General features: G+C 74.5%; 19 protein-coding genes. 12 read left to right on the top strand and 7 right to left on the bottom strand.

The features are described 5' to 3' along the window. Nucleotides 1-36: 36 nt before the first annotated feature. Nucleotides 37-1,443, top strand: a complete 1,407-nt coding sequence (locus ACFPL3_RS02590) for an MFS transporter (protein WP_343937977.1) — start codon at nt 37-39, stop codon at nt 1,441-1,443. Here the strand turns inward: ACFPL3_RS02590 and ACFPL3_RS02585 are convergent, their stop codons facing one another. Then, a complete protein-coding gene (locus ACFPL3_RS02585; protein WP_343937979.1) occupies nt 1,444-3,030 on the bottom strand; it encodes a metallophosphoesterase family protein in 1,587 nt (528 codons plus the stop codon). A 346-nt stretch (nt 3,031-3,376) separates the two neighbouring features. On the opposite strand from ACFPL3_RS02585, the gene ACFPL3_RS02580 reads away from it, so the two are divergent. From ACFPL3_RS02580 to ACFPL3_RS02570, 3 genes are all read left to right on the top strand, one after another. Continuing rightward, nucleotides 3,377-3,613 carry a hypothetical protein gene (locus ACFPL3_RS02580; protein WP_094929587.1) on the top strand — a complete coding sequence of 79 codons (237 nt, stop codon included), beginning with the start codon at nt 3,377-3,379 and terminating at the stop codon, nt 3,611-3,613. Nucleotides 3,614-3,802: 189 nt separating this feature from the next. After that, nucleotides 3,803-4,765 carry a deoxyribose-phosphate aldolase gene (deoC, locus tag ACFPL3_RS02575; RefSeq protein WP_343937984.1) on the top strand — a complete coding sequence of 321 codons (963 nt, stop codon included), beginning with the start codon at nt 3,803-3,805 and terminating at the stop codon, nt 4,763-4,765. Then, the gene (locus ACFPL3_RS02570; RefSeq protein ID WP_343937985.1) at nt 4,765-6,198 is read left to right on the top strand and encodes an aldehyde dehydrogenase family protein; all 1,434 of its coding nucleotides are present in this window, start codon (nt 4,765-4,767) and stop codon (nt 6,196-6,198) included. The genes deoC and ACFPL3_RS02570 overlap by 1 nt, the downstream gene beginning before the upstream one ends. A 9-nt stretch (nt 6,199-6,207) precedes the next feature. Here the strand turns inward: ACFPL3_RS02570 and ACFPL3_RS02565 are convergent, their stop codons facing one another. Beyond that, entirely contained in the window at nt 6,208-8,169 is a 1,962-nt protein-coding gene (locus ACFPL3_RS02565) for a protein kinase domain-containing protein (protein WP_343937987.1), read from the bottom strand. Nucleotides 8,170-8,235: 66 nt separating this feature from the next. Beyond that, nucleotides 8,236-8,748: an NUDIX hydrolase gene (locus ACFPL3_RS02560; RefSeq protein ID WP_343937988.1), complete on the bottom strand. Its 513-nt coding sequence runs from the start codon at nt 8,746-8,748 to the stop codon at nt 8,236-8,238. A gap of 108 nt (nt 8,749-8,856) precedes the next feature. Between ACFPL3_RS02560 and ACFPL3_RS02555 the strand changes: the two genes are divergently transcribed. The 6 genes from ACFPL3_RS02555 to ACFPL3_RS02530 all read left to right on the top strand — a co-directional run bounded on the left by ACFPL3_RS02555 (nt 8,857) and on the right by ACFPL3_RS02530 (nt 16,325). After that, nucleotides 8,857-9,351 carry a pyridoxamine 5'-phosphate oxidase family protein gene (locus ACFPL3_RS02555; protein WP_343937990.1) on the top strand — a complete coding sequence of 165 codons (495 nt, stop codon included), beginning with the start codon at nt 8,857-8,859 and terminating at the stop codon, nt 9,349-9,351. A 99-nt stretch (nt 9,352-9,450) separates the two neighbouring features. After that, a complete protein-coding gene (locus ACFPL3_RS02550; protein ID WP_343937992.1) occupies nt 9,451-10,035 on the top strand; it encodes an NADPH-dependent FMN reductase in 585 nt (194 codons plus the stop codon). 58 nt (nt 10,036-10,093) lie between these two features. Further along, nucleotides 10,094-11,443, top strand: coding sequence for an MFS transporter (locus ACFPL3_RS02545; RefSeq protein WP_343937994.1), 1,350 nt, complete (start codon nt 10,094-10,096; stop codon nt 11,441-11,443). Beyond that, nucleotides 11,440-14,187, top strand: a complete 2,748-nt coding sequence (locus tag ACFPL3_RS02540; protein ID WP_379588359.1) for a helix-turn-helix transcriptional regulator — start codon at nt 11,440-11,442, stop codon at nt 14,185-14,187. Before ACFPL3_RS02545 ends, ACFPL3_RS02540 begins: the two co-directional genes overlap by 4 nt. 10 nt (nt 14,188-14,197) lie before the next feature. Next, nucleotides 14,198-15,070: an aldehyde dehydrogenase family protein gene (locus ACFPL3_RS02535; protein ID WP_343943713.1), complete on the top strand. Its 873-nt coding sequence runs from the start codon at nt 14,198-14,200 to the stop codon at nt 15,068-15,070. Between the two features lie 25 nt (nt 15,071-15,095). Beyond that, a complete protein-coding gene (locus tag ACFPL3_RS02530) occupies nt 15,096-16,325 on the top strand; it encodes a primosomal protein (RefSeq protein WP_343943712.1) in 1,230 nt (409 codons plus the stop codon). Nucleotides 16,326-16,331: 6 nt separating this feature from the next. Here the strand turns inward: ACFPL3_RS02530 and ACFPL3_RS02525 are convergent, their stop codons facing one another. Together ACFPL3_RS02525 and ACFPL3_RS02520 are read right to left on the bottom strand one after the other, a co-directional pair. Then, a complete protein-coding gene (locus tag ACFPL3_RS02525) occupies nt 16,332-16,985 on the bottom strand; it encodes a response regulator transcription factor (protein ID WP_343943711.1) in 654 nt (217 codons plus the stop codon). A gap of 11 nt (nt 16,986-16,996) precedes the next feature. Next, nucleotides 16,997-18,187 (bottom strand): sensor histidine kinase, encoded by a 1,191-nt coding sequence (locus ACFPL3_RS02520; protein ID WP_343943710.1) that lies wholly within the window; start codon nt 18,185-18,187, stop codon nt 16,997-16,999. A gap of 131 nt (nt 18,188-18,318) precedes the next feature. Between ACFPL3_RS02520 and ACFPL3_RS02515 the strand changes: the two genes are divergently transcribed. After that, on the top strand, nt 18,319-19,785 hold the full coding sequence (locus ACFPL3_RS02515) for a glycosyltransferase family 39 protein (protein WP_343943709.1): 1,467 nt from the start codon (nt 18,319-18,321) through the stop codon (nt 19,783-19,785). 120 nt (nt 19,786-19,905) lie between these two features. On the opposite strand, the gene ACFPL3_RS02510 is transcribed toward ACFPL3_RS02515, so the two are convergent. Next, nucleotides 19,906-20,994 carry an adenosine deaminase gene (locus ACFPL3_RS02510; protein WP_343943708.1) on the bottom strand — a complete coding sequence of 363 codons (1,089 nt, stop codon included), beginning with the start codon at nt 20,992-20,994 and terminating at the stop codon, nt 19,906-19,908. A 170-nt stretch (nt 20,995-21,164) separates the two neighbouring features. Between ACFPL3_RS02510 and ACFPL3_RS02505 the strand changes: the two genes are divergently transcribed. After that, nucleotides 21,165-22,214 carry a PA containing protein gene (locus tag ACFPL3_RS02505; RefSeq protein WP_343943707.1) on the top strand — a complete coding sequence of 350 codons (1,050 nt, stop codon included), beginning with the start codon at nt 21,165-21,167 and terminating at the stop codon, nt 22,212-22,214. Between the two features lie 48 nt (nt 22,215-22,262). On the opposite strand, the gene ACFPL3_RS02500 is transcribed toward ACFPL3_RS02505, so the two are convergent. Then, complete coding sequence (locus tag ACFPL3_RS02500) at nt 22,263-23,537, bottom strand: thymidine phosphorylase (RefSeq protein WP_343943706.1); 1,275 nt, start codon at nt 23,535-23,537, stop codon at nt 22,263-22,265. Nucleotides 23,538-23,562: the final 25 nt, after the last annotated feature.

Raw genomic sequence — 23,562 nt, 5'->3', positions numbered from 1 at the left:
TTACAAGAAGGAACCGACCACACAGGAGAAGACGCCGTGTCCGCACACATCGCCCCGTCGCGCGCCGAACGGATGACACCGCGCGCGTGGGGGCTGCTGCTCGTCCTGTCCGGGGCAGCCTTCCTCGAGGGCATCGACGTCTCGATGATGGGCGTCGCGCTGCCGTCCATCCGCGCCGAGCTGGGCATGTCCACCAGCTCGCTGCAGTGGGTGGTGAGCGCCTACGTCCTGGGCTACGCCGGGTTCGTCCTGCTCGGCGGCCGTGCCGCCGACCTGCTCGGCCGCCGCCGGATGTTCCTCACCTGGCTGGTGGTGTTCGTGGCGTTCTCCGGACTCGGCGGCCTGGCAGGCGAGGGCTGGGTGCTCGTCACCGCCCGGTTCGTCACCGGGGTCGCGGCGGCCTTCCTCACGCCCGCCGGCTTGTCGATCATCACGACGACGTTCGCCGAGGGGCGCGTCCGCAACCGCGCCGTGCTCGTCTACGCGGGTGCGGGTGCCGGCGGGTTCTCGCTCGGCATGGTGGTCGGCGGCCTGCTCACCGCCGTGCACTGGCGGTGGGTCTTCTTCGCGCCCGTGGTCGTGGCCGCGGTGCTGCTCGTCGCGGCCGTCGCGCTGGTGCCGCGGGAACCGGGGAGCCGGCCGCAGGCCCGCGGGATCGACGTCGCGGGCACGCTGACGCTCACCGGCGCGATGGTGCTGCTGGTGCTCACGGTCGTGCACGCGCCCGAGGTCGCCCCCGCCGTCACCGCCGCCACGCTGGCCGGCGCCGTCGTGCTGCTCGCGGCGTTCGTCCGGCTCGAGCGGCGCTCGCCCGCACCGCTCGTCCGGCTCGGGATCCTGCGGTCGGTGCCCCTGCTGCGGGCCAACGCGGGCGCGGTGCTGCTGCTCGCGTCGTTCATGGCCTTCCAGTTCATCGTGGTGCTCCACCTGCAGGAGCTGCGCGGCTGGTCGACGGTGGAGACGGGGCTCGCGCTGGCCGTGCTCGGCATCGACGCCGTCCTCGCGCCGACGCTCACGCCCGTGCTGGTCAACCGGTTCGGCAACCCGCGGGTGCTGGTGACCGGGATGGCGTTCGCCGCGCTCGGCTACCTGCTGTTCCTACCGCTCGGCCCTGGCTGGACGTTCGTCGCGATGCTCCCGGCGTTCCTGGCGCTCGGGCTGGCGTTCACGCTGGCCTACGGCACGCTCGCCATCGCGGCCACCGACGGGGTGGCCGACGACGAGCAGGGCCTCGCGAGCGGGCTGCTGACCACGTCGTTCCAGTTCGGGGCGGCGCTGGGGCTCGCGGTGGCCACGGCGGTGGTCGTGGCGGCCACTGCGGACACGTCGCCACAGGCCGTGCTCGCCGGCCACCGCGCGGGACTCGTGGTGCCGCTGGCCGCCGCCGTGCTCGGCACCGCGCTCCTGGCCACGGGACTGCGCCGCCGCCGCTCCGCGACCTGATCAGGGAACGGGGCGGCCGGGCGTCTCGCTGTGCCACTCCCAGCGGCCGTCCGCACCGGGGACCGCGCGCAGGCGGTCCTCCAGCACGGGGTCCAGCTCGTGCTCGCGGCACCCGGTGGCGGCCCAGCAGGAGATGACGATCTCGTCGGCGGCGAGGTCGAGCCGCAGGAAGCTCTTGAACTGCGGCACCGCGTTCGAGTCGAAGAGCAGCGACATGAGGTTGTGGGCGGGCGCCGACCCGCGCGCCGGGAGCGGGTAGATGCGCGCGGCGGCGCGCCGGGCCCGTTCGCTCACCGCGCCCGGCGACGCGCGCGGCGGCGCGATGCCCACACGCTCCGCCATGATCGTCGTCGCCTCCTCCGGGGAGATCACCAGCCGGCCGAGGCCGAAGCCGAGCAGCTTGTCGTAGCGGCGGCTGAAGTGCGCGAGGGAGTCGCCGCGCAGCGGGTAGCAGCGGAAGTCCTCCTCGTGCACGGCCGGGGCGAGGTGCTCGTCGACGTTGGGGATCTGGTGCGTGGCGGACAGGTAGGCGCCCGATCCGCCCGCCACCAGGTACTGGATGACGCGCCCGTCGCGCTGGCGCACCGGGTAGCGCTGGTAGTTGTGGTCGTCACCGCCGATGCAGGCCACGTAGTTGAACGCGGGGTCGGTGACGATCTCGTTGACGTCCCCGCCGCCCTCCACGGGGCAGGCCTGCAGGGCCGCGTAGCTGTAGAGGGGCCGGCCGGTGAGCAGGATCTTCGGGCGGTCCCCCGCCGAGACCTCCCGGAGCCACTCGCCCTGCTCGCGGTCGATGTGGCCGTCGATCCCGGTGTCGATCAGCACCAGCCGCACGGGCCCCGCGTCGATCGCGCAGTACGGCCCGGGCTGCCCGCCCTGCTGCGACTCGGCGTCGCGGTACCAGCGCATGTCCGCCACGTCCTCGGCGGTGGCGGCGGGCGCCCGGCGCCACAGCAGCTTGAGCAGCATCCGCTTCCACCACGAGCCGGTGAACGCGGGCTCCGGGTCGCCCGCGTCGGGCGGCGCGTCGCAGAAGGCGGTCATGAAGCCGGCGAGCCCGTCGTACCAGTCGTGGTTTCCCGGCAGCGCGTAGATCGGGGCGGGGTAGTCGGCGTACGGGCGGTAGAAGCGGTCGGCGTAGGCGCCGATCCCGCCCGCCGGGTAGACGACGTCGCTGCACAGCACGGCGAAGTCCGTGTCGTGGGCCACCTGCTCCAGCACCGGCACCACGACGTACTGCGAGGCGTCACCCTCGCCGGGATCGCCGAGCAGGGCCAGCGAGACCCGCTCGCGGTCGGCGTAGCGCGTGATCAGCCGGTCGCGCGGCGGCGCGGACTGGCCGCCCGCCCGCGCGTAGTCGTCCAGGCGGCGCAGCCACTCGCGGCGCTGCTCGTCGGTGGGGTCGCCGAACCGGCGGGCGAGCACGTCGTTGCGGGACGCGATCAGCGGCCCGAGGCGCAGCCAGGAGAAACGGCTGTCGCGGGGCGCGAGCTGGGCACCCACGCCGGGGGTGTGGCATCCCCACCCGGCTCCCCGGGTGGATCTGCGGGAGGGCTCGGTCACGTCGGCGTCGGGGAGCTGAGCCATGATCCGATCCTGGCAGCGCCGGGGCCCACCGGTCACCCTTCGCTGTCGAGGCGGTGCAGCGGGGCGCCGGCTCGGCGCCCGCACCCCGGAGCGACAACGACGGCGCCGGAGCCGTCACACCACGAACTGCACCCCGGGGCCGCCCGCCTCCACGATGATCACCGAGAGTGCCGGAAGGATCACAGAAACAGCTCAACGAGCCCGAATCCCGTGCCGTGCGTACAAGAAGCGGCACGAAGGGTGATCAACTCGAAGTTTCACCCTGACCCGAACGGGTGGTATGGCACGAACTCTGTCACGCCGGGAGCCTCGCCGACGCTGTACTTAGTGACTAGGAGGTGATCCGGTGCCGGAGAACACGACTTCCGACGAGGCGACGCTGGTCGCAGCGGCGGAGAAGCTCACACAGTGCGACGGATACGTCGTACTGGCCGTCGACCCCCAGACCGGGGAGGTCGACGCCCACGGCCCGTTCGACGGGCTGACCGCCACCCTCAAGGCCGACCAGCTGCGCCGCGACTTCGACCGCGGTGGACTGGAGGACGTGACGGTGGGCGTCGTGCGGCTGCACAGCTCCACCTGACCCGACTGCACGACCCGCGCAGCTCCCCGTTCGCGCGGACGCACGACCGCACAACTGCACGACAGAATTACCCCCCGCTCCCCCTGCACTCATCCCCGCCCGCCGCACCTCCCGCGCGGCGGGCGGCGTGCTGTTCAGGTGCCTCCCGGGCAGGGCTCGGATGCCGCGTCCCCGCTTAGACTCGCCCGCGTGACCACGACCGTTACCGCCCAGCGCGACGGGGCGCTCGCCGACGCGGTCCGCGACGACGCGGGGCTGCGGCGGTTCCTGCACGGACTGCCCGGCGTCGACCACGTGGGGGTGGAGCGGCGCGCGGCCACGCTCGCCACGCGGAGCATCAAGAAGGAGTCCAAGCTCCATGCCCTCGACATGGCGATCACGATGATCGACCTCACCACGCTCGAGGGCGCCGACACCCCGGGCAAGGTGCGCTCGCTGTGCGCCCAGGCGCGCAGGCCGGACCCGGACCACCCGGACGTCCCGCCGGTGGCCGCGGTCTGCGTCTACCCCGACCTCGCCGGTGTCGCCGTCGAGGCGCTGCGGGGATCCGGGGTGGCCGTCGCGGCCGTGGCCACGGCGTTCCCGTCCGGGCGGTCGTCGCGGGCGGTCAAGCTCGCCGACACCGCGCTCGCCGTGGAGGCGGGCGCGAGCGAGATCGACATGGTGATCGACCGCGGCGCGTTCCTCACCGGGCGCTACGGGGCCGTGTACGACGAGATCGTCGCGGTCAGGGAGGCGTGCGGCAGCGCGCACCTCAAGGTCATCCTCGAGACCGGCGAGCTCGGGGGCTACGACGACGTGCGCCGCGCGTCCTGGCTCGCGCTGCTCGCGGGCGCCGACGTGATCAAGACCTCCACCGGCAAGGTCTCACCCGCCGCCACCCTGCCGGTCGTGCAGGTGATGCTGCAGGCCGTGCGCGACTGGCACCGCGCCACCGGCGAGCTCCGCGGGGTGAAGGCCGCGGGCGGGATCCGCACCGCGAAGGACGCGATCCGCCACCTCGTGGCCGTGCACGAGGTGGCCGGGCCCGGCTGGCTCACCCCCGACCTCTTCCGGTTCGGCGCGTCCGCGCTGCTGGGCGACCTGCTGCGGCAGCGGCGCACCCAGCTCGAGGGCCACTACACCGACCGCGACCACATCGGAGGGGCCTGATGCCGGACTGGACCTACGCCCCGGCGCCCGAGTCGGCCGCGCTCGCGAACCTGCAGCCGGCGTACCGCCCGTTCGTCGACGGGGAGTTCGTCGACGGCTCGGGCGAGCCGCTCAAGACGCTCAACCCGGCCACGGAGGAGGTGCTCGCCGAGGTCGGCACCGCGGGCCCGGACGACGTCGACCGCGCCGTGGCCGCGGCGCGGCGCGCGTACGAGCAGGTGTGGGGCCCGATGCCCGGCGCGGAACGCGCCAAGTACCTGTTCCGCATCGCGCGGGTCGTCGCCGAGCGGGCGCGCGAGCTCGCCGTGCTGGAGACGCTCGACAACGGCAAGCCGATCCGGGAGTCGCGCGACGTCGACGTCCCCACGGCATCGGCGCACCTGTTCCACCACGCCGGGTGGGCCGACAAGCTCGGCTACGCGGGGCTGGGGCCGGACCCGAAGCCGGTCGGCGTGGTCGGCGCGGTGATCCCGTGGAACTTCCCGCTGCTCATGGCCGCCTGGAAGATCGGCCCGGCGCTGGCGTGCGGCAACACGATCGTGCTCAAGCCGGCCGAGACCACCCCGCTCACCGCGCTGGTGCTCGCCGAGATCGCCGCCGACGCAGGGCTCCCGCCGGGTGTGCTGAACGTGCTCCCCGGCGCCGGGGACGTCGGCGCCGCGGTGGTGGGCCACGACGGCCTGGACAAGGTGGCGTTCACCGGCTCCACCGACGTCGGCAAGGAGATCCAGCGCAGGCTGGCCGGCACCGGGCGCAGGCTCACCCTCGAGCTGGGCGGCAAGGCGGCCAACATCGTCTACGACGACGCCCCGCTCGACCAGGCGGTCGACGGCGTCGTCGACGGGATCTTCTTCAACCAGGGGCACGTCTGCTGCGCAGGCTCCCGGCTGCTCGTGCAGGAGTCGATCGAGCAGGAGTTCATGGAGCTGCTGCGCGCCCGGATCGAGACGCTGCGCGTGGGTGACCCGCTCGACAAGAACACCGACGTCGGGGCCATCAACTCCCGCGCCCAGCTGGAGCGGATCACCGAGCTCGCCGCGGCGGGCGACGCCGAGGGCGCGCAGCGCTGGACGAGCTCGTGCCCGCTGCCCGACCGGGGCCTGTTCTTCCCGCCCACCGTCTTCTCCGGCGTGGAGCAGACCATGCGCGTGGCCCGCGAGGAGATCTTCGGGCCGGTGCTGTCGGTGCTGACCTTCCGCACGCCGGACGAGGCGGTGGCCAAGGCGAACAACACGCCCTACGGCCTGTCCGCCGGGATCTGGACGGAGAAGGGGTCGAAGGCGCTGTGGACGGCCCAGCGCGTGCGGGCCGGGGTGGTGTGGACGAACACCTTCAACCGCTTCGACCCCACGGCACCGTTCGGCGGCTACCGGGAGAGCGGGTTCGGCCGCGAGGGCGGGCGGATCGGGCTGGAGGCCTACCTCGACGCGTGAGCGGCGCGGTCACGGGATCGCGACCGCCTGGATCCGCCCGCCCTCCAGCTTGTCGAAGAGGTACAGGTCACGCCCGCGGGCGGCGACCGGCTCCCGCGTCGTGTTCGTGTCACCGTCGTACACCCAGATCCGGTCGCCGCTGCGCGCGTCGTAAGCGCTGGTGGGTCCCTCGGTCGGCCGGAAGTACACGATCCCGTCGGCACCGAGCACCTGCGGCAACCTGCCGTCGATCTCGGGCAACGCCCAGCGCGGCTCCCCCCTGGCGAGGTCGAAGGCTCGCACCGCAACCTGCTCACCGAGCTGTACCAGCAAGACGAGCACGTCGCCGGTGATCAGGAGGCGCTGAACCGACTGGCTCGCCCTCCACAGCTGCTGTCCGGTCGCGGCGTCCAGCAGCGTGGCCGTCACGCTGGACCCGACGGCGACGACGCCGTCCGCACCCGCGAGCCGGTAGGAGTCGTAGCTGCCGGCGGGGTACCTCCACAGCTGTCTGCCGCTGCGCAGCTCCCGTGCGACGACCTCGTCGATCTCGATCGCGATGTGCATCCCCGCGTAGGCGATCGAGGCCTGGACGTAGCTCTGGTCACTGCCCCAGACCCGCCTACCGGACACGAGGTCCTGCGCCCGGAGGCCCTCACCGGAGGCGGCCGTGACGAGGATCCCGTCCGCCGCCGCGAACGTGGTGATCTGCCCCGGTACGTCCCACATCCGCCTGCCGGTCGCGGCCTCGAGCACGGTGACGCCGGTGCTCGTGCCGACGACCACGGCACCGCCTGCGGCGGCGATGCGTGCCAGGTCGATGCTCTCGTGCTCCGCCCACCCCGGGACGCTCCACCGTTCCTCGCCCGTCGCGCTGTCCAGCGCGCGCATGGCGTCGCCGCCGTACACGTAGACCGATCCCTCGTCCACGGCGACGGCCGGGTGGTCGAGCACGGACGAGGCGGGCGCCGCCCATCGGGCCTCCTTGGCGCGGGGTGAGCCCAACGCGGCGGCCAGCCCGAACCCACCGGCGCCGAGGAGCGCGGCGGCGCCCGCGATGCCGAGCCACGCCCGGCGGCTGAGCGGCGGAGCACCGTCCGGCGGGGGCACCTCGGTGGCGACCCGGGTCGGGGCGGGCACCAGGGTCGGCGCGCCACCCCCGGCTGCCACGACCCGGCGCGGCGCGGCATCCACCACCGTGCCGAACAGGCCGGTGAGCTCGCCGGCCGCCGGCCGCTCCTGCGGCTGCTTGGCCAGGCAGGCCGCGATCGGCCCGCGTAGGTCGTCGGGCACCCCGTCGAGGTCGGGCTCGTGGCCGCTGATCCGCATCATGAGCGCGAGCGGCGGGTGGTCGCCGAACGGGTTGTGGCCGGTGGCGGCGAACACGAGGACGGAACCGAGCGAGAACACGTCCGACGCCGGGCCGACGTCCTCCCCGGCGATCTGCTCGGGCGACATGAACGCCGGGGTGCCGACGACCACCCCCGTGCTCGTGACCTGGGTGGCGTCGATCGCCCGGGAGATCCCGAAGTCGATCAGGCGCGGGTGGTCGCTGCCGAGCAGCACGTTCGAGGGCTTCAGGTCGCGGTGCACCAGACCGGCGTCGTGCACGACGGCCAGGGCGCGCGCCAGGCCGTGCGCCAGCGCGTGCACCTCGCCTGCCGGGAGCGGGCCGTCGGACCGCACCGCGGCGTCGAGCGAGGGGCCGTGGACGTACTGCGTGGCCAGCCACGGCGTCCGCGCGTCCGGGTCGGCGTCGACGACCGCGGCGACCCACGGTCCCGTGACCGTCCGGCTGATCTCCACCTCGCGGCGGAACCGGAGCCGGAACCGCTCGTCGTGCGCGTACCCGGAATGCACGACCTTCACCGCGACCTGGACCCCTGCGCGGTCGCGGCCGAGGAACACCTGGCCCATCCCGCCCGCGCCGAGCCGCCCCAGGAGCCGGTACGGCCCGACCCGCTTCGGGTCACCTGCACCGAGCGGGTCCATCGCCCTCCCCCACCCTCCGAGCCGCCGCGGTGATCATCTCCTGTGCGGCGGTGTTCGATCCAGCCCTCAGTCGATCAGCCGGAGCCTGCCGTCCCAGCCGTCGGCCAGCAGGCCGGGCAGGCGCTCGCCGAGCTGGAACGGGTAGACGGTGGCCGTGGTGCGGCGCAGCTCGTCGTTGCTCCACCAGCGGTACCCGCGGACCGTGCGGTTCTCGAGGTCGGTGAAGCCCGCCGTGTCGACGGCGGCGGGGTCGGTGAGCGCGGCGAGGAAGAACCACTCGTCGCTGTCGTACTCCACGCCCTCGAAGGTGAACCGCACCCGCCGCAGCCAGACCGGGCCGACGAGCCGCTCGGGCGGCAGACGCAGGCCGGTCTCCTCCTGCAGCTCCCGCTGGGCGCCCGCACGCAGCTCCTCCCCCGGCTCCAGCCCGCCGCCCGCGGTGAACCAGAAGAACTCGCCCGGCACGTGGGGGTCGAACCCCTCGAACAGCAGCAGCCGCTGTGCCGGGTCGACGAGGAGCACGCGTGCGGCCACCCGGACACCGGGGCGAGGGGTCGGATCGGAGATCAGCTCCGCCACGCCGCCGACGCTACGCCTGTGACACAGGGCACAATCCGGCGCGAAGTCGTCGAGGTCCGCCCGTCGGCTCCGTCCCACCCTCACAGGCTCGGACGACAGGAGACGACCATGGACCGCAATGACGTCATCGAGGTGCTGAGCAAGCCGATCTCGCGGGAGCTGCTGGGCTCGTCGATCCCGGCGCGGCTGGCGTACACGGCCCGGGACGGCGACCCCCGCGTCGTCCCTATCGCGTTCTGGTGGAACGGCGAGCAGCTGCTGGTCTTCACCGTTCCCCACGCGGCGAAGGTGCGGGCACTCCAACAGAACCCGCGGGTGTCGATCACGATCGACACCCAGGAGCAGTGGCCGCCGCGCGTGCTGCTGATCCGGGGTGCGGCGAGCCTCGAGGAGGTCGAGGGCGTTCCCGACGAGTACGTCGAGGCGTCCCGCAAGGTCACGCCGGAAGCGGTGTTCGCGGACTGGGAGGCCGGGGTGCGCGGGCTGTACGACCGGATGGTGCGCATCACTATCGAGCCGGACTGGGCGAAGCTGCTGGACTTCGAGACCACGATCCCGCAGGCCGTCGAGGACCTCATCAAGACCAGGACGGGCCAGAGCTGACGGCGCGGTGCCCCCGCGAAGTCCGGTCACCTGACTGATTCGGGCGACGTCCGTCGGTTCCTAGCGTCGATCTCATCAGATCGACGAGAGGAGCATCCGATGGACGAGACCCCGCTGCGGCTGGTCGTCGTCATCGCCAGCACCCGGGAGGGCCGGTTCGCGCCGACCGTGGGGAACTGGTTCGTCGAGCAGGCCCGCGGCCGCGGTGACCTCGAGCTCGACGTGCTGGACCTGGCCGACGCCGCGCTGCCCGACGGCCTCACCGGGTATGGGACGCGGCCGCCGGACGCGGTCGCGGCCGTGACGCCCCGGCTGGCCGCCGCCGACGCGTTCGTGGTGGTGACGCCGGAGTACAACCACAGCTACCCGGCGCCCGTGAAGACGCTGATCGACTGGCACTCCACCGAGTGGCAGGCCAAGCCGGTGGGCTTCGTGTCCTACGGCGGCGTGTCCGGCGGGCTGCGCGCCGTGGAGCACCTGCGGACGGTCTTCGCCGAGATGCACGCGGTGACGGTGCGCGACACGGTGAGCTTCCACGGCGCGTGGGACCGGTTCGGTCCGGACGCGCGTCCCGTGGACGAGGACGGGTGCGCCGCCGCGGCGAAGACCATGCTCGACCAGCTCGCCTGGTGGGCCCGCGCGCTGCACGAGGCCCGGTCGGCCCGGCCCTACCTCCGGCCTTGACCTCAAGCGAACTTCAACTCTTAGCGTCGCTGCGACACGGCTGAGGAGGGGGACGACCATGGTCTCGGAAGCGGTGACCCCGAGCCGCACGGCGTGGGCGCCGGTGGCGGCGCTCGGGCTGGCGATGCTCGTCGTCACGTCGGAGATGACCATCGCCGCGGTGACGCTGCCCGGCATCGGGCGCGACCTGGCGGTCTCGCCGTCGGCCACGGCGTGGGTCCTGCTCGCCTACGCGTTGCCGATGGCGGCGCTCGCCATCCCGGCGGGGCGGTGGGCCGACGGCGCGGACGTGCGGGCGGCGTTCGCCCTGTCGATGACCGGCATCGCGGTGGCGAGCGTGCTGGTGGGCCTGGCCCCGGCGTTCTGGCTCGTCGTGGTGGGCCGGTTGCTGCAGGGTGCGGCCGGGGCGCTGATCGTCGCGGTCTACATGCCGATCATCACCACGAGCGTGCCGCGCGAGCAGCGCGGGCGCGCGATCGGCGTCGTCATCACGATCATGACGGTGGGCGCCATGGCCGGCGTCCCGTTCGGCGGGCTCGTGGCCGACGCGTGGGGCTGGCGTGCGGTGTTCCTGGTGAAGCTGCCGGTGGTGGCCGCGGTGCTGCTCGTGGGCATGCGCTCGATCCGGCGCATCCCGCACCGCGGGCTGCCCCTGCCCGGCGTGGAGCTCGTGCGGGAGGCCGTGCTGCTCGGCGGCGCGGTGGCCGTGCTCCTGCTCGCCTTCGACCTGGTGGCCGGGCAGCCGCTCGCGGCCGCGGCGCTCGTCGTGGCCGCGGTGGCGCTGGCCGTCTGGTGGTCGCGCCTGGCGACGTCGCGCCCGGTGCTCGGGCTCGTGCGCAGCCCGGCGTACGGCGCCACCCTGGTCTCGCTGCTGGCGGTGTCGTTCACCGGTGGGCTGGTGGCGTTCCTGCTGCCCTACTTCGTGGCCGACGTGCTGCGCGGGGGCCCGGACCTCACGGGCGTCGCGCTGCTGTTCTTCGTAGGTGCGATGGCCCCGATCTCGGCGGCGGCCGGCGCGCTGGCCGACCGGTTCGGCAACCGCGTGATGGCGGTGCTCGGCAGCGCGGTGTCGGTGGTGGCGATGGTGCTGATGCTGACGCTGGACGCCGACGCGGGCCTCGCCGACATGGCCTGGCGGCTCGTCGTCCTGGGCGTCGGCGCGGCGCTCTACAACCCGGCGGTGAACGCCGCGATGCTCGCCGCGGCGCCGGCGGGGTCGGAGGGCCTGGCCGGCGGCACCGGCATGACCGTCCGGACGATCGCGATGACGGTGGCGCCCGCGGCCTCCGCCCTCGCCTGGACGGCCGCGGGCGGCGGCGTCACCGGGTTCCGCGCCGGGGTCGTCGTGATCGCGGTGGCCGCGGCCGTCGGGACGGCGGTCCTGCTCGTTCCGGTTCGCCGGCCGTGAGCCGAGGACCGGGGGCGCCGCGGCTGCGGGGCCGCGACGCCGAGCTGGCGGTCGTGGAGGAGCTGCTCGCGGGCGCCCGCGAGGGGCGCAGCGCGGCGCTCGTGGTGCGCGGCGAGGCCGGGATGGGCAAGTCCGCGCTGCTCGCGCACGCGACGCAGCGGGCCACGCGCATGCGCGTGCTGGCCCAGCAGGGTGTCGAGACCGAGGCGGAGCTGCCCTTCGCCGGGCTGCACGCGCTCTTCGCCGACTCGTGCGCTGCGCTCGACCGGCTGCCCGAGGTGCAGGCCGGTGCGCTGCGCGTGGCGCTCGGGGAGGCCACCGGGCCGCCGCCGGAGCGCTTCCTCGTCGGCCTCGCCGTGCTCAGCCTGCTCGCCGAGCTCGCCGCCGACCGCCCGGTGCTGTGCGTGCTGGACGATGCGCACTGGGTCGACCGGGCGTCCGCCCAGGCCCTGCTGTTCGCCGCACGCCGGCTCGGGTCCGAGTCGGTCGTGCTGCTCTTCGCGGCGCGCACGGGGATGGCGCCGCCCTTCCCGGCCCCCGGCCTGCCCGCGCTCACCCTGACCCGGCTCGACGACGGCAGCGCCCGCGAGGTGCTCGAGGACGGCGCGGGCGACCTCCCCCGCCCGGTGCGCGACCGGCTCCTGCGGGAGGCGGCGGGCAACCCGCTCGCCCTGCACGAGCTGCCCACCGCCCACCGGGCCGGGCGGGCACCGGTCTACCCGCTCGGCCCGCCCGACGCCGGACGCGGCGGGGTCGCGCCGACCCACAGCCCGGTGGAGCGGGAGTTCGCCGCGCGCATCGCCGCCCTCCCGCCGGCAGCCCGCACCGCCCTGCTGGTGGCCGCGGCCGACGGCACCTGCGACACGCGGGTGGTGCTCGCCGCGGCCGAGCGGCTCGGGGTCGAGGCCACCGACCTGGACGTGCTGGAGCAGGAGCGGCTGCTGGTGTTCGCCGAGGGGTGCATGGGATTCCACCACCCGTTGATCCGGACCGCCGTCTACGGCAGCGCCACGATGGCGGCGAAGCGGGCGGCGCACCGGGCGCTCGCCGACGTGCTCGACGGCGGACGCGACGAGGACCGGCGCAACTGGCACCTGGCGGCGTCGAGCACCGGCCCCGACGAGTCCGTCGCCGCCGCGCTGGAACGCAGCGCGCTGCGCGCCCGCGACCGCGGCAGCCAGCAGACGGTGGCGGCCGCGCTGGAACGCGCCGCCGCGCTCACGCCGTCCTCACCCGACCGGGCCCGGCGCACCGTGGCGGCGGCGGAGGCGGCGGCCGCGGCCGGGCACCGCGGCTGGGCGGCCCAGCTCGCGGACCGCGCCGGCGAGCGCGCCGAGGATCCGCAGCTGCGGGCGCGGCTCGCGCTCGTGCGGGCGCGCCTCGCCGACGAGGACGGCGACGCCACCGAGACCCACCGGCTGCTCCTCGACGCCGCCCGGCCCGCGGCCGCCGCCGCACCCGACCTCGCCGCCGAGATGCTGCTCTGGGCGGTCGAGGCGGGCTGGTCGGCGCGCGAACGCGACATGGTGGAGCGCGCCGCCGCCGCGGCCGCCGACCTCGGGTTGCCGGGCGGGGAACACATCCGGGCGCACGCCGCTCTCGCCGCGGCCCAGCTCCCCGACGACCCGGACGGCCCGCTGCCCTCGGCGGCTCCCGCGCTCGCGGAGATGGCCGCGTGCGGCGGCCCCGGCGACCCGCGCGCGACGTCGAGCCTGGCCGCCTGGTACCTGGTGGCGGGCGACGACGCCACGGCGCTCGCCCGCTCGGCCGCCGCCGAACGGGAAGCCCGCGCCACCGGCGCTCTCGGCGCGCTGCCCCGGGTACTCGCCGTGCTCGCCGCCGGCCGCTGGCACCTCGGCCACTGGCCCGACGCCGCTGCGGCCGCCACCGACGGGCTGTGCATCGCCAGCGACGTCGGCCAGCACCAGGTCGTCGACCAGCTCGCGGGCGTGCTGGCCCACCTCGCGGCCGCCGCAGGCGACGAGGAGCGGCTGGTCGCCGCCCTCGACGAGCTCGCGGGGCGGCCCACCCCGCGAGCCGCCGGGATCGCCGGGTCGGCGCGCGGCCTGCTCGACCTCGGCCTCGGCCGGTTCGACGCCGCAGCCGACCGGCTCGCCGAGGCCGCGGGCTCCCCGGGCTGGTGGCGCGGCCTGCCCGACCTCGTCGAAGCGGCGGCGCGGGTGGGCCGCACCGCGCAGGCGCGGCGGGCCGCCGACCGGTACGCCCGGTGGGCCGAGCACACCGGACAGGTGTGGGCGCGTGCCGTGGCCCTGCGCTGCCGGGCGCTCGTCGCACCCGGCGACGGCGCGGCGACGCTGTTCGCCGAGGCCGCCGCCCTGCACCGGACGGACGGCTCCCACCTCTTCGACCGCGCCCGCACCGACCTCCTGCACGGCGAGTGGCTGCGCCGGGCACGTCGGCGTTCCGAGGCCCGCGGCCCGCTGCGCGCGGCCGCCGACGCGTTCACCGAGCTCGGCGCGCCGCCGTGGGCGGAACGGGCACGCGCCGAGCTGCGCGCCACCGGCGACACCCGCGTCAACGGCTCCGGACCCGACCCGCTGGCCGAGCTCACGCCCCAGGAGCTGCAGGTGGTGCGGCTGGCCGCCACCGGGCTGTCCAACCGCGACATCGGCGCGCAGCTCTTCTTGTCGCCGCGCACCGTCGGCTACCACCTCTACAAGGCGTTCCCCAAGCTCGGGGTGGCATCCCGCGCACAGCTCGTGCGGGTCGACCTCCCGGCGTAATCTCCGCGTCGTGACGACCACCGACCGGCTCGCCGTCGCCAAGACCTACAAGCTGTACGTCGGCGGCGCCTTCCCGCGGTCGGAGTCCGGCCGCAGCTACCCGGTCACCGGCACCGGCGGTGTCCTGCTCGCCCACGCCGCGCTCGCGTCCCGCAAGGACGTGCGCGACGCGGTGAGCGCGGCGCGGGCCGCGTTCCCCGGCTGGGCGGGAGCCACCGCGTACAACCGCGGCCAGGTGCTCTACCGGGTGGCCGAGGTGATGCAGGGCCGCCGCGCGCGGTTCGTCGATGACGTGGTCGCGGCCGAGGGCGTGCGCAAGGGGCAGGCGGCGACGCTCGTCGACACCGCGATCGACCGCTGGGTCTGGTACGCCGGGTGGACCGACAAGATCGCCTCCGTGCTCGGCTCGGTGAACCCGGTGGCGGGCCCGCTGGTGAACTGGTCCACCCCGGAGCCCACCGGCGTCGTCGGCGTGCTGGCCCCGCAGTCCTCCTCGCTGCTCGGGCTGGTCGACGTGCTGGCGCCCGTGCTCGCGACCGGCTGCACGGCCGTCGTCGTCGCCTCCGAGCAGCGGCCGCTGCCCGCCGTGGAGCTCGCGGAGGTGCTCGCCACCTCGGACGTGCCGGGCGGGGTGGCGAACGTGCTCACCGGGCGCACCGCCGAGCTCGCCCCGTGGCTCGCCGCGCACGGCGAGGTGCAGGCGCTCGACCTGGTCGGCGCACCCGCCGAGCCGGCCGCCGACCTGGAAAGGGCCGCCGCCGAGGGCGTCAAGCGCGTGCTCCCGCGCCCCGCGGCCGAACCCGATCCGACCCGCGAACCCGATCTTGGCCGGCTCCGCGCGTGGACCGAGATCAAAACGGTGTGGCACCCGGTCGGACGGTGACAGCGGGGCCTCCTAGGCTTTGGCCGTGGCCAGCGACATCGTCCCGATCCAGCTCTCGCTCACGGCCGGCGATCTCGTCACGCTGTGGGCACCGCGGTGGCGGGAGGACGGCGAGGAGTGGGAGGCCTTCCTCGGCGACGACGACTCGTTGTTCGCCTTCCCGGAGGTCACCCAGCTCGCGGCGTTCGTCCGCACGGCATCCGAGCACGACCTCGTCGACCACCCGGCGTGGTCCGTGGTGCCCACCCTCACGGTGCCGGAGCTGGCTCCGGAGGACACCCAGCGCTACGACATCGTCGGCGTGCCCGAGCTGGTGGCCGAGGACCCCGACACCTGGACCGTCGGCGAGCTCGCCGAGATCACGGACATGATCCGCTCGATCGCCGACGTCTGCGAGCTGGACGCCGTCACCGACGTGCTCGGTGCCGCACCGGCGTTCGGCCTGCTGCGCCAGGGCACCCTGCCGTTCGCCGGGCGGGAGGGCCAGCGGCTCTGGACCCAGATGGTCGAGACCGTCGCGGAGCGCTGGGACGAGGTCATCGACGCCCTCGACGACATCGTCACCACCCCCGAGGTCGACGCCACCGCGCTGGCGGCCGCCGAGAAGGAGGTCGTGGTCGTCGAGGACACCGACGAGCCCACGGTCACCGCGGCCGACGAGGACGGCACCGCCGACGAGGGCGAGGCCGAGGACGAGGAACCCGGCTTCTGGGAGGAGGTCGGCATCGACCCCGTCCGGATCAGCACCCGCGACGGCGACCACTTCACGCTGCGCTGCTACCTCGACGACAAGGCCGTCTTCCTCGGCTCGGACGGGCGCATCGACGTCTTCCGCAGCGAGCCCGCCCTCGCCCGCTGGCTCGGGGAGGACGGCGCCACCGGCCACGACCTCGCCTCGGTGTCCACCTGGCCGGAGATCGTCGAGCGGGCCGGGGTGGGCGAGCTGGAGGTGGTGGTCGACGACCTCAACGCCTACACGCTCACCGGGCTGGCCGACGACCTCGCCGAGGGCCCCACCGCGGTCGACCCCACGCAGCTCGAACTGGCCACCGAGCTGCTGCTCGACGTCGGCGACTGGGCGGGCGACGACGAGGCCCGCAGCGCGCTGGTCGAGTCGCAGGCGCTGGGCTGGCTCGTCTCCTTCGTCACCAACCCCGACCCCACCCGGCTCGCGCCCAGCCCGCCATTCGACGCCGAGGCGGCGAAGTTCCGCGAGCTGGTCGAGGACGTCACCAACCGCTTCCGCGCCCATTGACCGGCCTCACGACCCCCTGAGGCCCGCCTCACGGGCGAGGAGGCCCAGCTGCGTGCGGTTCGTGCAGCCGAGCTTGTCCAGCGCGTTCGAGACGTAGCCCTTCACCGTGGCCTCGGTGAGGTGCAGCCGCCGCGCCACCTCCGCGTTGGAGCGGCCCTCCCCGAGCAGCGCCACCACGTCCCGCTCCCGCTCGGTGAGCGCCGCCAGGCGGGCCACGGCCCGGCGGCGGGCCCCGTGGGCGTCGCCCGCCCGGTCCACGAGCCTGCGGGCCGCCGACCGCGACAGCACCGAGTGCCCCTGCGCCGCCACCCGCACCAGCGCGGCCAGCTCGTCGGGCGGCGTGGACTTGAGCAGGTACCCCGCAGCGCCGGCGCGCAGGGCCCGGTGCACGTGCTCGTCGCCGTCGAAGGTGGTGAGCGCGACGACCGGCGGCGGGGACGGGAGCTCGACGATCCGCGCCGTCGCGGCGATGCCGTCCACACCGGGCATCCGCAGGTCCATCAGGACGACGTCCGGGGCGTGCAGCACCACCGCCTCCACGGCCTCCGCGCCGTCGGCCGCCGCGGCCACCACCTCGATCCCGTCGGCGGTGCCGAGGATCGTGCGCAGGTGCGCGCAGACCATCGGCTCGTCGTCGACCACCAGCACGCGGACCGTCACCCGCTCCTCCTTCACCGCGCCACCGGGAGCTCGGCGCGCACCGCGAACCCGCCGTCGGGGCGCGGTCCCGCCTGCAGGGTGCCGCCGATCATCGCGACCCGCTCGCGGAGGCCGCGCAGCCCGCTCCCGGACCCGGTCCGGCCGAGGGCGGCATCCGCGGTGGCGGCCGAGTTGGTGACCGCCACGTTCACCGCGTCCGCGCCGTACCGCACGTCGACGCGCACCCTCCCACCCGGCGCGTGCTTGTGCACGTTCGTGAGCGCCTCCTGCACGACGCGGTGGGCCGTGCGCAGCACGGCGGCCGGCACGGCGTCGGCGTCCCCGGCGCAGTCCAGCCGCACGTCCACCCCGGCGGTCACCGACGCGTCCACCAGGTCGCGCAGCTCGACGCGCGGGGCCGGCGGGCCCACCGTCGGCGACTCCCCCGTGCGCTCCCCACCGAACACCCCGACCAGCTCGCGCAGCTCGTCGAGCGCCTGCATGCCCGCGTCGCGCAGACCCGCGGCGGCCCGGCGCGTCTCCGGGTCGGTGGCGGTGACCTCGATGGCGCCCGCCTGCAGCACCATCAGGCTCACGCGGTGGGTCACGACGTCGTGCATCTCGGCCGCGAGCCGGGCCCGTTCCTCGGCGCGGGCCTGCTCGGCGAGCAGGCGCTGCTCCCGGTCGGTGCGTTCCGCGCGTTCGCGCAGGCTCGCCATCAGGGTGCGCCGGGCCGCCATGTAGCGCCCGAGCAGCGCAGGCACCGCTGTGCTCAGCAAGCCGACCGAGATCGTGAGCAGCGACGGGTCCCACGGCCGCGTCGCGAGGATCGTGAGGACCCCGATGAGCACCCACGTGGAGCGCTGGTTGCGCATCTGGACCACGACGTTCACCACGACCGGCGTGGCGCCGAGCGTCAGCGGGTCGCCGCCGATCACCGGGCTCGCCACGAGCAGGCCCGGGCTCACCAGCTCACTCAGCTGCAACACGGCCGTGCCCACGATCGTCAACCAGGTCACCAGCAGCGGAGCCCGCAGCACCGCGAGCACCGCGGCGTCGAGGACGAGCCGGAACACCAGCCCGGCCCACGGGCCGGCGGGACCGGTGGTCCGGGACCCCAGCACGGTGTAGAGCACGTCGAGGCCGGCGAAGAGCAGCACGGCGCCCACGAGCAGGGCGACCGCCTCTCTCGGGTGATCCCGTGGATCCGCCAGCAGCCGCACCACCACACGGTAACCGGGCCCCGACCTGCCGATCACCGTCGACGAGGGGGTGGCGGCACCTACTTCCGTAGGGGGTAGCACCCTCCGTCGGCGCTGGTCACAGCGGGTGCACGGCAGGTCTCATGACGATCGTGACCACGCTCGAGGCCGAAGTGACGCGCCCCCTGCCCCGCACCACCCCGTTCGCCCGCGGCCCCGTCCTGGCGATCGCCGCGGTCGTCGCCGTCGCCCAGCTGGCCGCGAGCATCGGCCGCGGGTACTGGTTCGACGAGGTGTACATGCTGGCGATCGGCCGCCACCACCTCGACTGGGGCTCGGCCGACCAGCCACCGATGACCCCACTGCTGGCCGCGCTGATGGACACGATCGTGCCGGGCTCGATCGTCGCGCTGCGGCTGCCCGCGGTGCTCGCCACCGCGGGCGCCGTCGTCGTCGCCGCGCTCGTCGCCCGCGAACTCGGCGGCGACCGGCGCGCCCAGACGCTCACGGCCGGGGCCCAGGCCACCGCGCTGTGGACCACGCTCGCCGGGCACTGGCTCACGCCGTACACCCTCGAACCCGTCCAGTGGTTGCTGCTGGGGTGGCTGCTCGCCCGCTGGATCCGGCTGCGCGACGACCGGCTCCTGCTCGCGCTCGGCGCGGTGGCCGGCATCGCGGCCCAGACCAAGTTCCAGGTGCTGCTGCTCGCCGCCGTGCTGCTGCTCGCCGTGCTCGTCTGCGGCCCGCGGGAGCTGCTGCGCAGGCCGATGCTGTGGGTGGGCGCGGGCATCGGGCTGCTGATCGCGCTGCCCACCCTGGTCTGGCAGGCGGCGAACGGCTGGCCGCAGCTGCAGATGACCTCGGTGGTGGCCGCAGAGGCCGACGTGCTCTTCGGCGGCCGGGCCGGCGTCGCGATCGCGCTGATCGGCATGGCCGGGATCGTCGGCAGCACCCTCCTGGTGCACGGGCTGGTGGTGCTGCTGCGCTTCGAGGAGATGCGCCCCTACCGCTTCCTCGCCGTCACGTTCGTGGTGCTGTACCTCGTCTTCGCGCTCTCCCCTGGCCGGCCCTACTACCTCGGCGGGCTGTACGGGATCATCGCCGCGGGCGCCACGGTGGGCCTGCAGCGCCGCCGGGAGGCCGGGCAGCGCCGGTTCAGCTGGGTGGCCTGGCCCGCCTACGCCCTGAGCGCCGCGGTGGCAGGCGGGTTCCTCTACTTCTCGGCCACCACGATCACGACCTCGTCCGACGACATCGGCGAGCGGATCGCGCAGCGGGCCGCCACGGCCTACCAGGAACTCCCACCCGACGTGCGGGAGCGCACGGCGCTCATGGGCGGGTCGTACATCGTGGCCGCCTACCTCGACGGCTACTCCCTGGAGTACGGCCTCCCGCAGGCCCACAGCGGCAACCGCGGGTACGGCTGGTTCCCGCCGCCGCCCGAGGACGACGACACCGTGCTGTTCGTCGGCGGCGACCCGGAGTCGCTGCGGCCGTACTTCGCCGACGCGCGCAAGGTGGCGGACGGCGGCGACGACGCGAGCGTCTGGCTGCTCACCGGGCGCCAGCTCCCGTGGGCCGAGTTCTGGCCCCGGCTGCGCACCCTCACCGTCGGATGACGGTCGGGGCCCTCGGATCGGCCGCGAGGCCCACCATTCGCGACGTTCACGCCACCATTCGCGAGACTCGCCCTGGGGGGTGGCGAGTCTCCCGTCCAGAGCGGCGAGTGTCGCGTTCGATCAGGCCATGAGTGCGGCGTAGCCCGGCTTGACCACGTCGTTGATCAGCGCCAGCCGCTCGTCGAAGCCGACGAAAGCGGACTTCATCGCGTTCACCGTGAACCACTGCAGGTCGGCCCAGCCGTAGCCGAAGGTGTCGACGAGCGCGGCCATCTCGCTCGTCATCGACACGTCCGACATCAGGCGGTTGTCGGTGTTGACCGTGACGCGGAACCGCAGCTGCGTGAGTAGCCCGATCGGGTGATCGGCGAGCGACTTGGCCGCGCCGGTGTGCACGTTCGACGTAGGGCACATCTCCAGCGGGATCCGCTTGTCGCGCACGTAGGCGGCGAGGAGGCCCAGGCGCGGGGTGCCGTCGGCGCCGAGGGTGATGTCGTCGACGATGCGGACGCCGTGGCCCAGCCGGTCGGCGCCGCACCACTGCAGCGCCTCCCAGATCGAGGGCAGCCCGAACGCCTCGCCCGCGTGGATGGTGAAGTGGGCGTTCTGCTGGCGCACGTACTCGAACGCGTCGAGGTGGCGCGTGGGCGGGAAGCCGGCCTCGGCGCCCGCGATGTCGAACCCGACGACGCCGAGGTCGCGGTAGCGCACCGCCAGCTCCGCGATCTCGCGCGAGCGCGCAGCGTGTCGCATGGCGGTGAGCAGGCAGACCACGCGGATCCGGCGCCCCCGCTCGGCCGCCCGCGCCGTGCCCACCCGGAACCCCTCCAGCACGGCCTCGACGACCGCGTCCAGTTCCAGACCGGCCTCGACGTGCAGCTCGGGGGCGAAGCGCACCTCCGCGTACACGACGCCGTCGGCCGCGAGGTCCTCCGCGCACTCGGCCGCGACGCGGACCAGCGCGTCCTCGGTCTGCATCACCCCGACGGTGTGCCCGAACGTCTCCAGGTAGCGCACGAGCGACCCGGAGTGCGCCGCCGCGAGGAACCACCCGCCCAGCTCGGTGGCGTCGGTGCTGGGGAGGCCGCGGTAGCCCACGGCGTCGGCCAGCTCGATCACCGTGGCGGGCCGCAGACCGCCGTCGAGGTGGTCGTGCAGGAGCACCTTCGGGGCGTCCCGGATGGTGTCGACGGTGAGCGGCGCGGGCACCCGGCCACGCTAGAACACACCCCCTCCGGCGGGGCGCTCGGGCGCAACGAGCTGCTCCGATCGGGCTACGACGCCTCCGAACGGGGAGCCGCGGACGGGTGACGCACCGTGGTCGCTACCCTCATTCCCGCACTACCCGATGTCCGGCTCAGAGGAAGCTCCCCGCCGCCATGAGCAATGACTCCACCCTCTCGTTCGACCGCATGCGTGGCATGCTGATGCGCGCCGCGGAGATCCGCGACAGCGAGCAGCAGCAGATCTTCGACTCGCTCGACGAGATCCACGCTCGGCTCGCGGCCCTGGACGCCCTGGGCACCGTGCGCAAACGGCTCACCGAGCTCCCCGATCGCACGGAGGTGAGCGTCCTCGCCGAACGCCTCGACGAGACGGTCGCCAAGCTCGACGCGCAGGACGCGTCGATCGCATCCGTCCTGCGTGCGGTGGAGGCGATGCCGGACAAGCTGGCGAAGCCGATCGCGCAGCTCGACGGCCGTCTCGACGGCATGGCCGGCCGGCTGGAGGGCGTGTCCGGGCGGATGGACGGGCTGGACGACCGGCTCGGCGGGCTGCACAAGCGCCTCGACGACCTCGACAACCGCCTCGACCGGCACGAGATGCGCCTCGACGCGATGCCGTCGTCGGTGGGTGCGCCGATCAAGGAGCGCGTCGACGGGATCGAGCGCATCGTCCGCGAGCAGCTCGACAACGCGCTCCGCTCGGTCGACGAGTCCGGCGAGGGCCTGCGCAACCTGCTCGGCGACACCAGCGTCGGCCTGCACCGCAGGCTGGAGGACCTCGCCGCCCGCCCGGCGGTCGACCCGACGGAGCCGCTGAGCAACCTGGAGAAGCGCCTCGAGAACCTCGCCGCCCGCCTCGACGCGATCGAGGAGAGCATGTCCGGGCGGCTCGGCAACCTCGGCGGCACCATCGACGAGCGGCTCGGCAAGCTCGATGCCGCGATCGTGGAGCGGCCGGACACGTCGTCGCTGCGGTCGCTGGTGGAGCGGGCCAACGCGGAGTCGGAGCGGCGCAACGCGGGCCAGCTCGACGAGGCCATGGCCACGTTCGCCGAGCTCATCCTGGGCCGCGGTCCGTCGGTGCACCAGATGCCGCCGCCCCCGCCGCGGCAGACGCCGCGCCGCAACCGCAGCAAGGTCACGGTGAAGAGCCCGAACGGCGCCTCCGCCCACGACACGGTGACCGACGACCCCGACGTCTGACCCCGCCCGGTCGTGAGTGGATAGGAGTGCTGGAGCACTCGTATCCACTCACGGCCGGATGGCGTCCAGCAGCAGGGTCCGACGATGCACGGGCTCGTCGGAGACGACGACGCCCCCGTCGAGAGCCGCGCGAGCGCCGGTGACGGCGTCGGGGGTGTCGGTGTGCAGCTCCAGCAGGGGCTGCCCGGCCTCCACCTCGTCGCCGACGTCGACGAGCAGCCGGATGCCGGCCGCGGCCTGCACGGCATCCTCCTTGCGGGCCCGGCCCGCCCCGAGCCGCCACGCCGCCACCCCGACGGCGAGGGCGTCCAGCCGGGTGAGTACGCCGGACCGGTCGGCCACCAGCTCCTCGACGTGCGCCGCGGTGGGCAGCGGGGCGCTCGGGTCACCGCCCTGCGCGGTGATCATCCGCTCCCAGACCTCGTACGCCTTCCCGGAGGCGAGCACCTGCGCCGGGTCGGCCCCGGTGATGCCGGCGAGGGCGAGCATCTCGCGGGCCAGGGCGACCGTCAGCTCCACGACGTCGGCGGGCCCGCCGCCGCGCAGCACGTCGACGGATTCCGCGACCTCCAGCGCGTTGCCCACCGCCCGCCCGAGCGGCACCGACATGTCGGTGAGCAACGCGGTGGTGGCGAGGCCGTGCGCCGATCCGATCGCCACCATCGTCTCGGCGAGCTCCCGGGCCCGCTCCGGCGTCTTCATGAACGCCCCGGACCCGACCTTGACGTCGAGCACCAGCCCGTCCGTGCCCTCCGCGATCTTCTTGCTCATGATCGAGCTCGCGATCAGCGGGATGGACTCGACGGTGCCGGTGACGTCGCGCAACGCGTAGAGCTTGCGGTCGGCGGGCGCGAGCGTCGGGGTGGTGGCGCAGACGACGGCGCCGACCTCGGCGAGCTGCGCGCGGATCTCCTCCTCCGACAGTGACGCGCGCCAGCCGGTGATCGCCTCCAGCTTGTCGAGGGTGCCGCCGGTGTGGCCGAGCCCGCGCCCGGACAGCTGCGGCACCGCCGCACCGCAGGCGGCCACGAGCGGGGCGAGCGGCAACGTGATCTTGTCGCCGACCCCGCCGGTGGAGTGCTTGTCCACGAGCGGGCGCCCGACGTCCCCGAACCGCAGCACCTCGCCTGAGTCGATCATCGCCTGCGTCCAGCGGGCGATCTCGGCGGCGTCCATCCCGTTGAGCAGGATCGCCATCGCGAGGGCGGCCATCTGCTCGTCGGCGACGTCGCCGCGGGTGTAGGCGTCGACCACCCAGTCGATCTGCTCGTCGGACAGGCGGTGCCCGTCCCGCTTGGCCTGGATGACCTCGATCGCGTTCACAGCGCCTCCACGGTGCGGGTCGCGG

This window comes from Pseudonocardia zijingensis (assembly GCF_042657305.1).
In the GTDB taxonomy this organism is placed as follows: Bacteria; Actinomycetota; Actinomycetes; order Mycobacteriales; family Pseudonocardiaceae; genus Pseudonocardia; species Pseudonocardia zijingensis.
Note: the sequence above shows the minus strand (reverse complement) of the source record. Positions and strands in the feature narration are given on the sequence as shown.

Bases quoted from the DNA above. Each gene is read 5' to 3' on its own strand.
- ACFPL3_RS02585 (WP_343937979.1), bottom strand. From the start codon at position 3,030: ATGGCTCAGCTCCCCGACGCCGACGTGACCGAGCCCTCCCGCAGATCC.
- ACFPL3_RS02570 (WP_343937985.1), top strand. From the start codon at position 4,765: ATGCCGGACTGGACCTACGCCCCGGCGCCCGAGTCGGCCGCGCTCGCG.
- ACFPL3_RS02565 (WP_343937987.1), bottom strand. From the start codon at position 8,169: ATGGACCCGCTCGGTGCAGGTGACCCGAAGCGGGTCGGGCCGTACCGG.
- ACFPL3_RS02555 (WP_343937990.1), top strand. From the start codon at position 8,857: ATGGACCGCAATGACGTCATCGAGGTGCTGAGCAAGCCGATCTCGCGG.
- ACFPL3_RS02550 (WP_343937992.1), top strand. From the start codon at position 9,451: ATGGACGAGACCCCGCTGCGGCTGGTCGTCGTCATCGCCAGCACCCGG.
- ACFPL3_RS02545 (WP_343937994.1), top strand. From the start codon at position 10,094: ATGGTCTCGGAAGCGGTGACCCCGAGCCGCACGGCGTGGGCGCCGGTG.
- ACFPL3_RS02505 (WP_343943707.1), top strand. From the start codon at position 21,165: ATGAGCAATGACTCCACCCTCTCGTTCGACCGCATGCGTGGCATGCTG.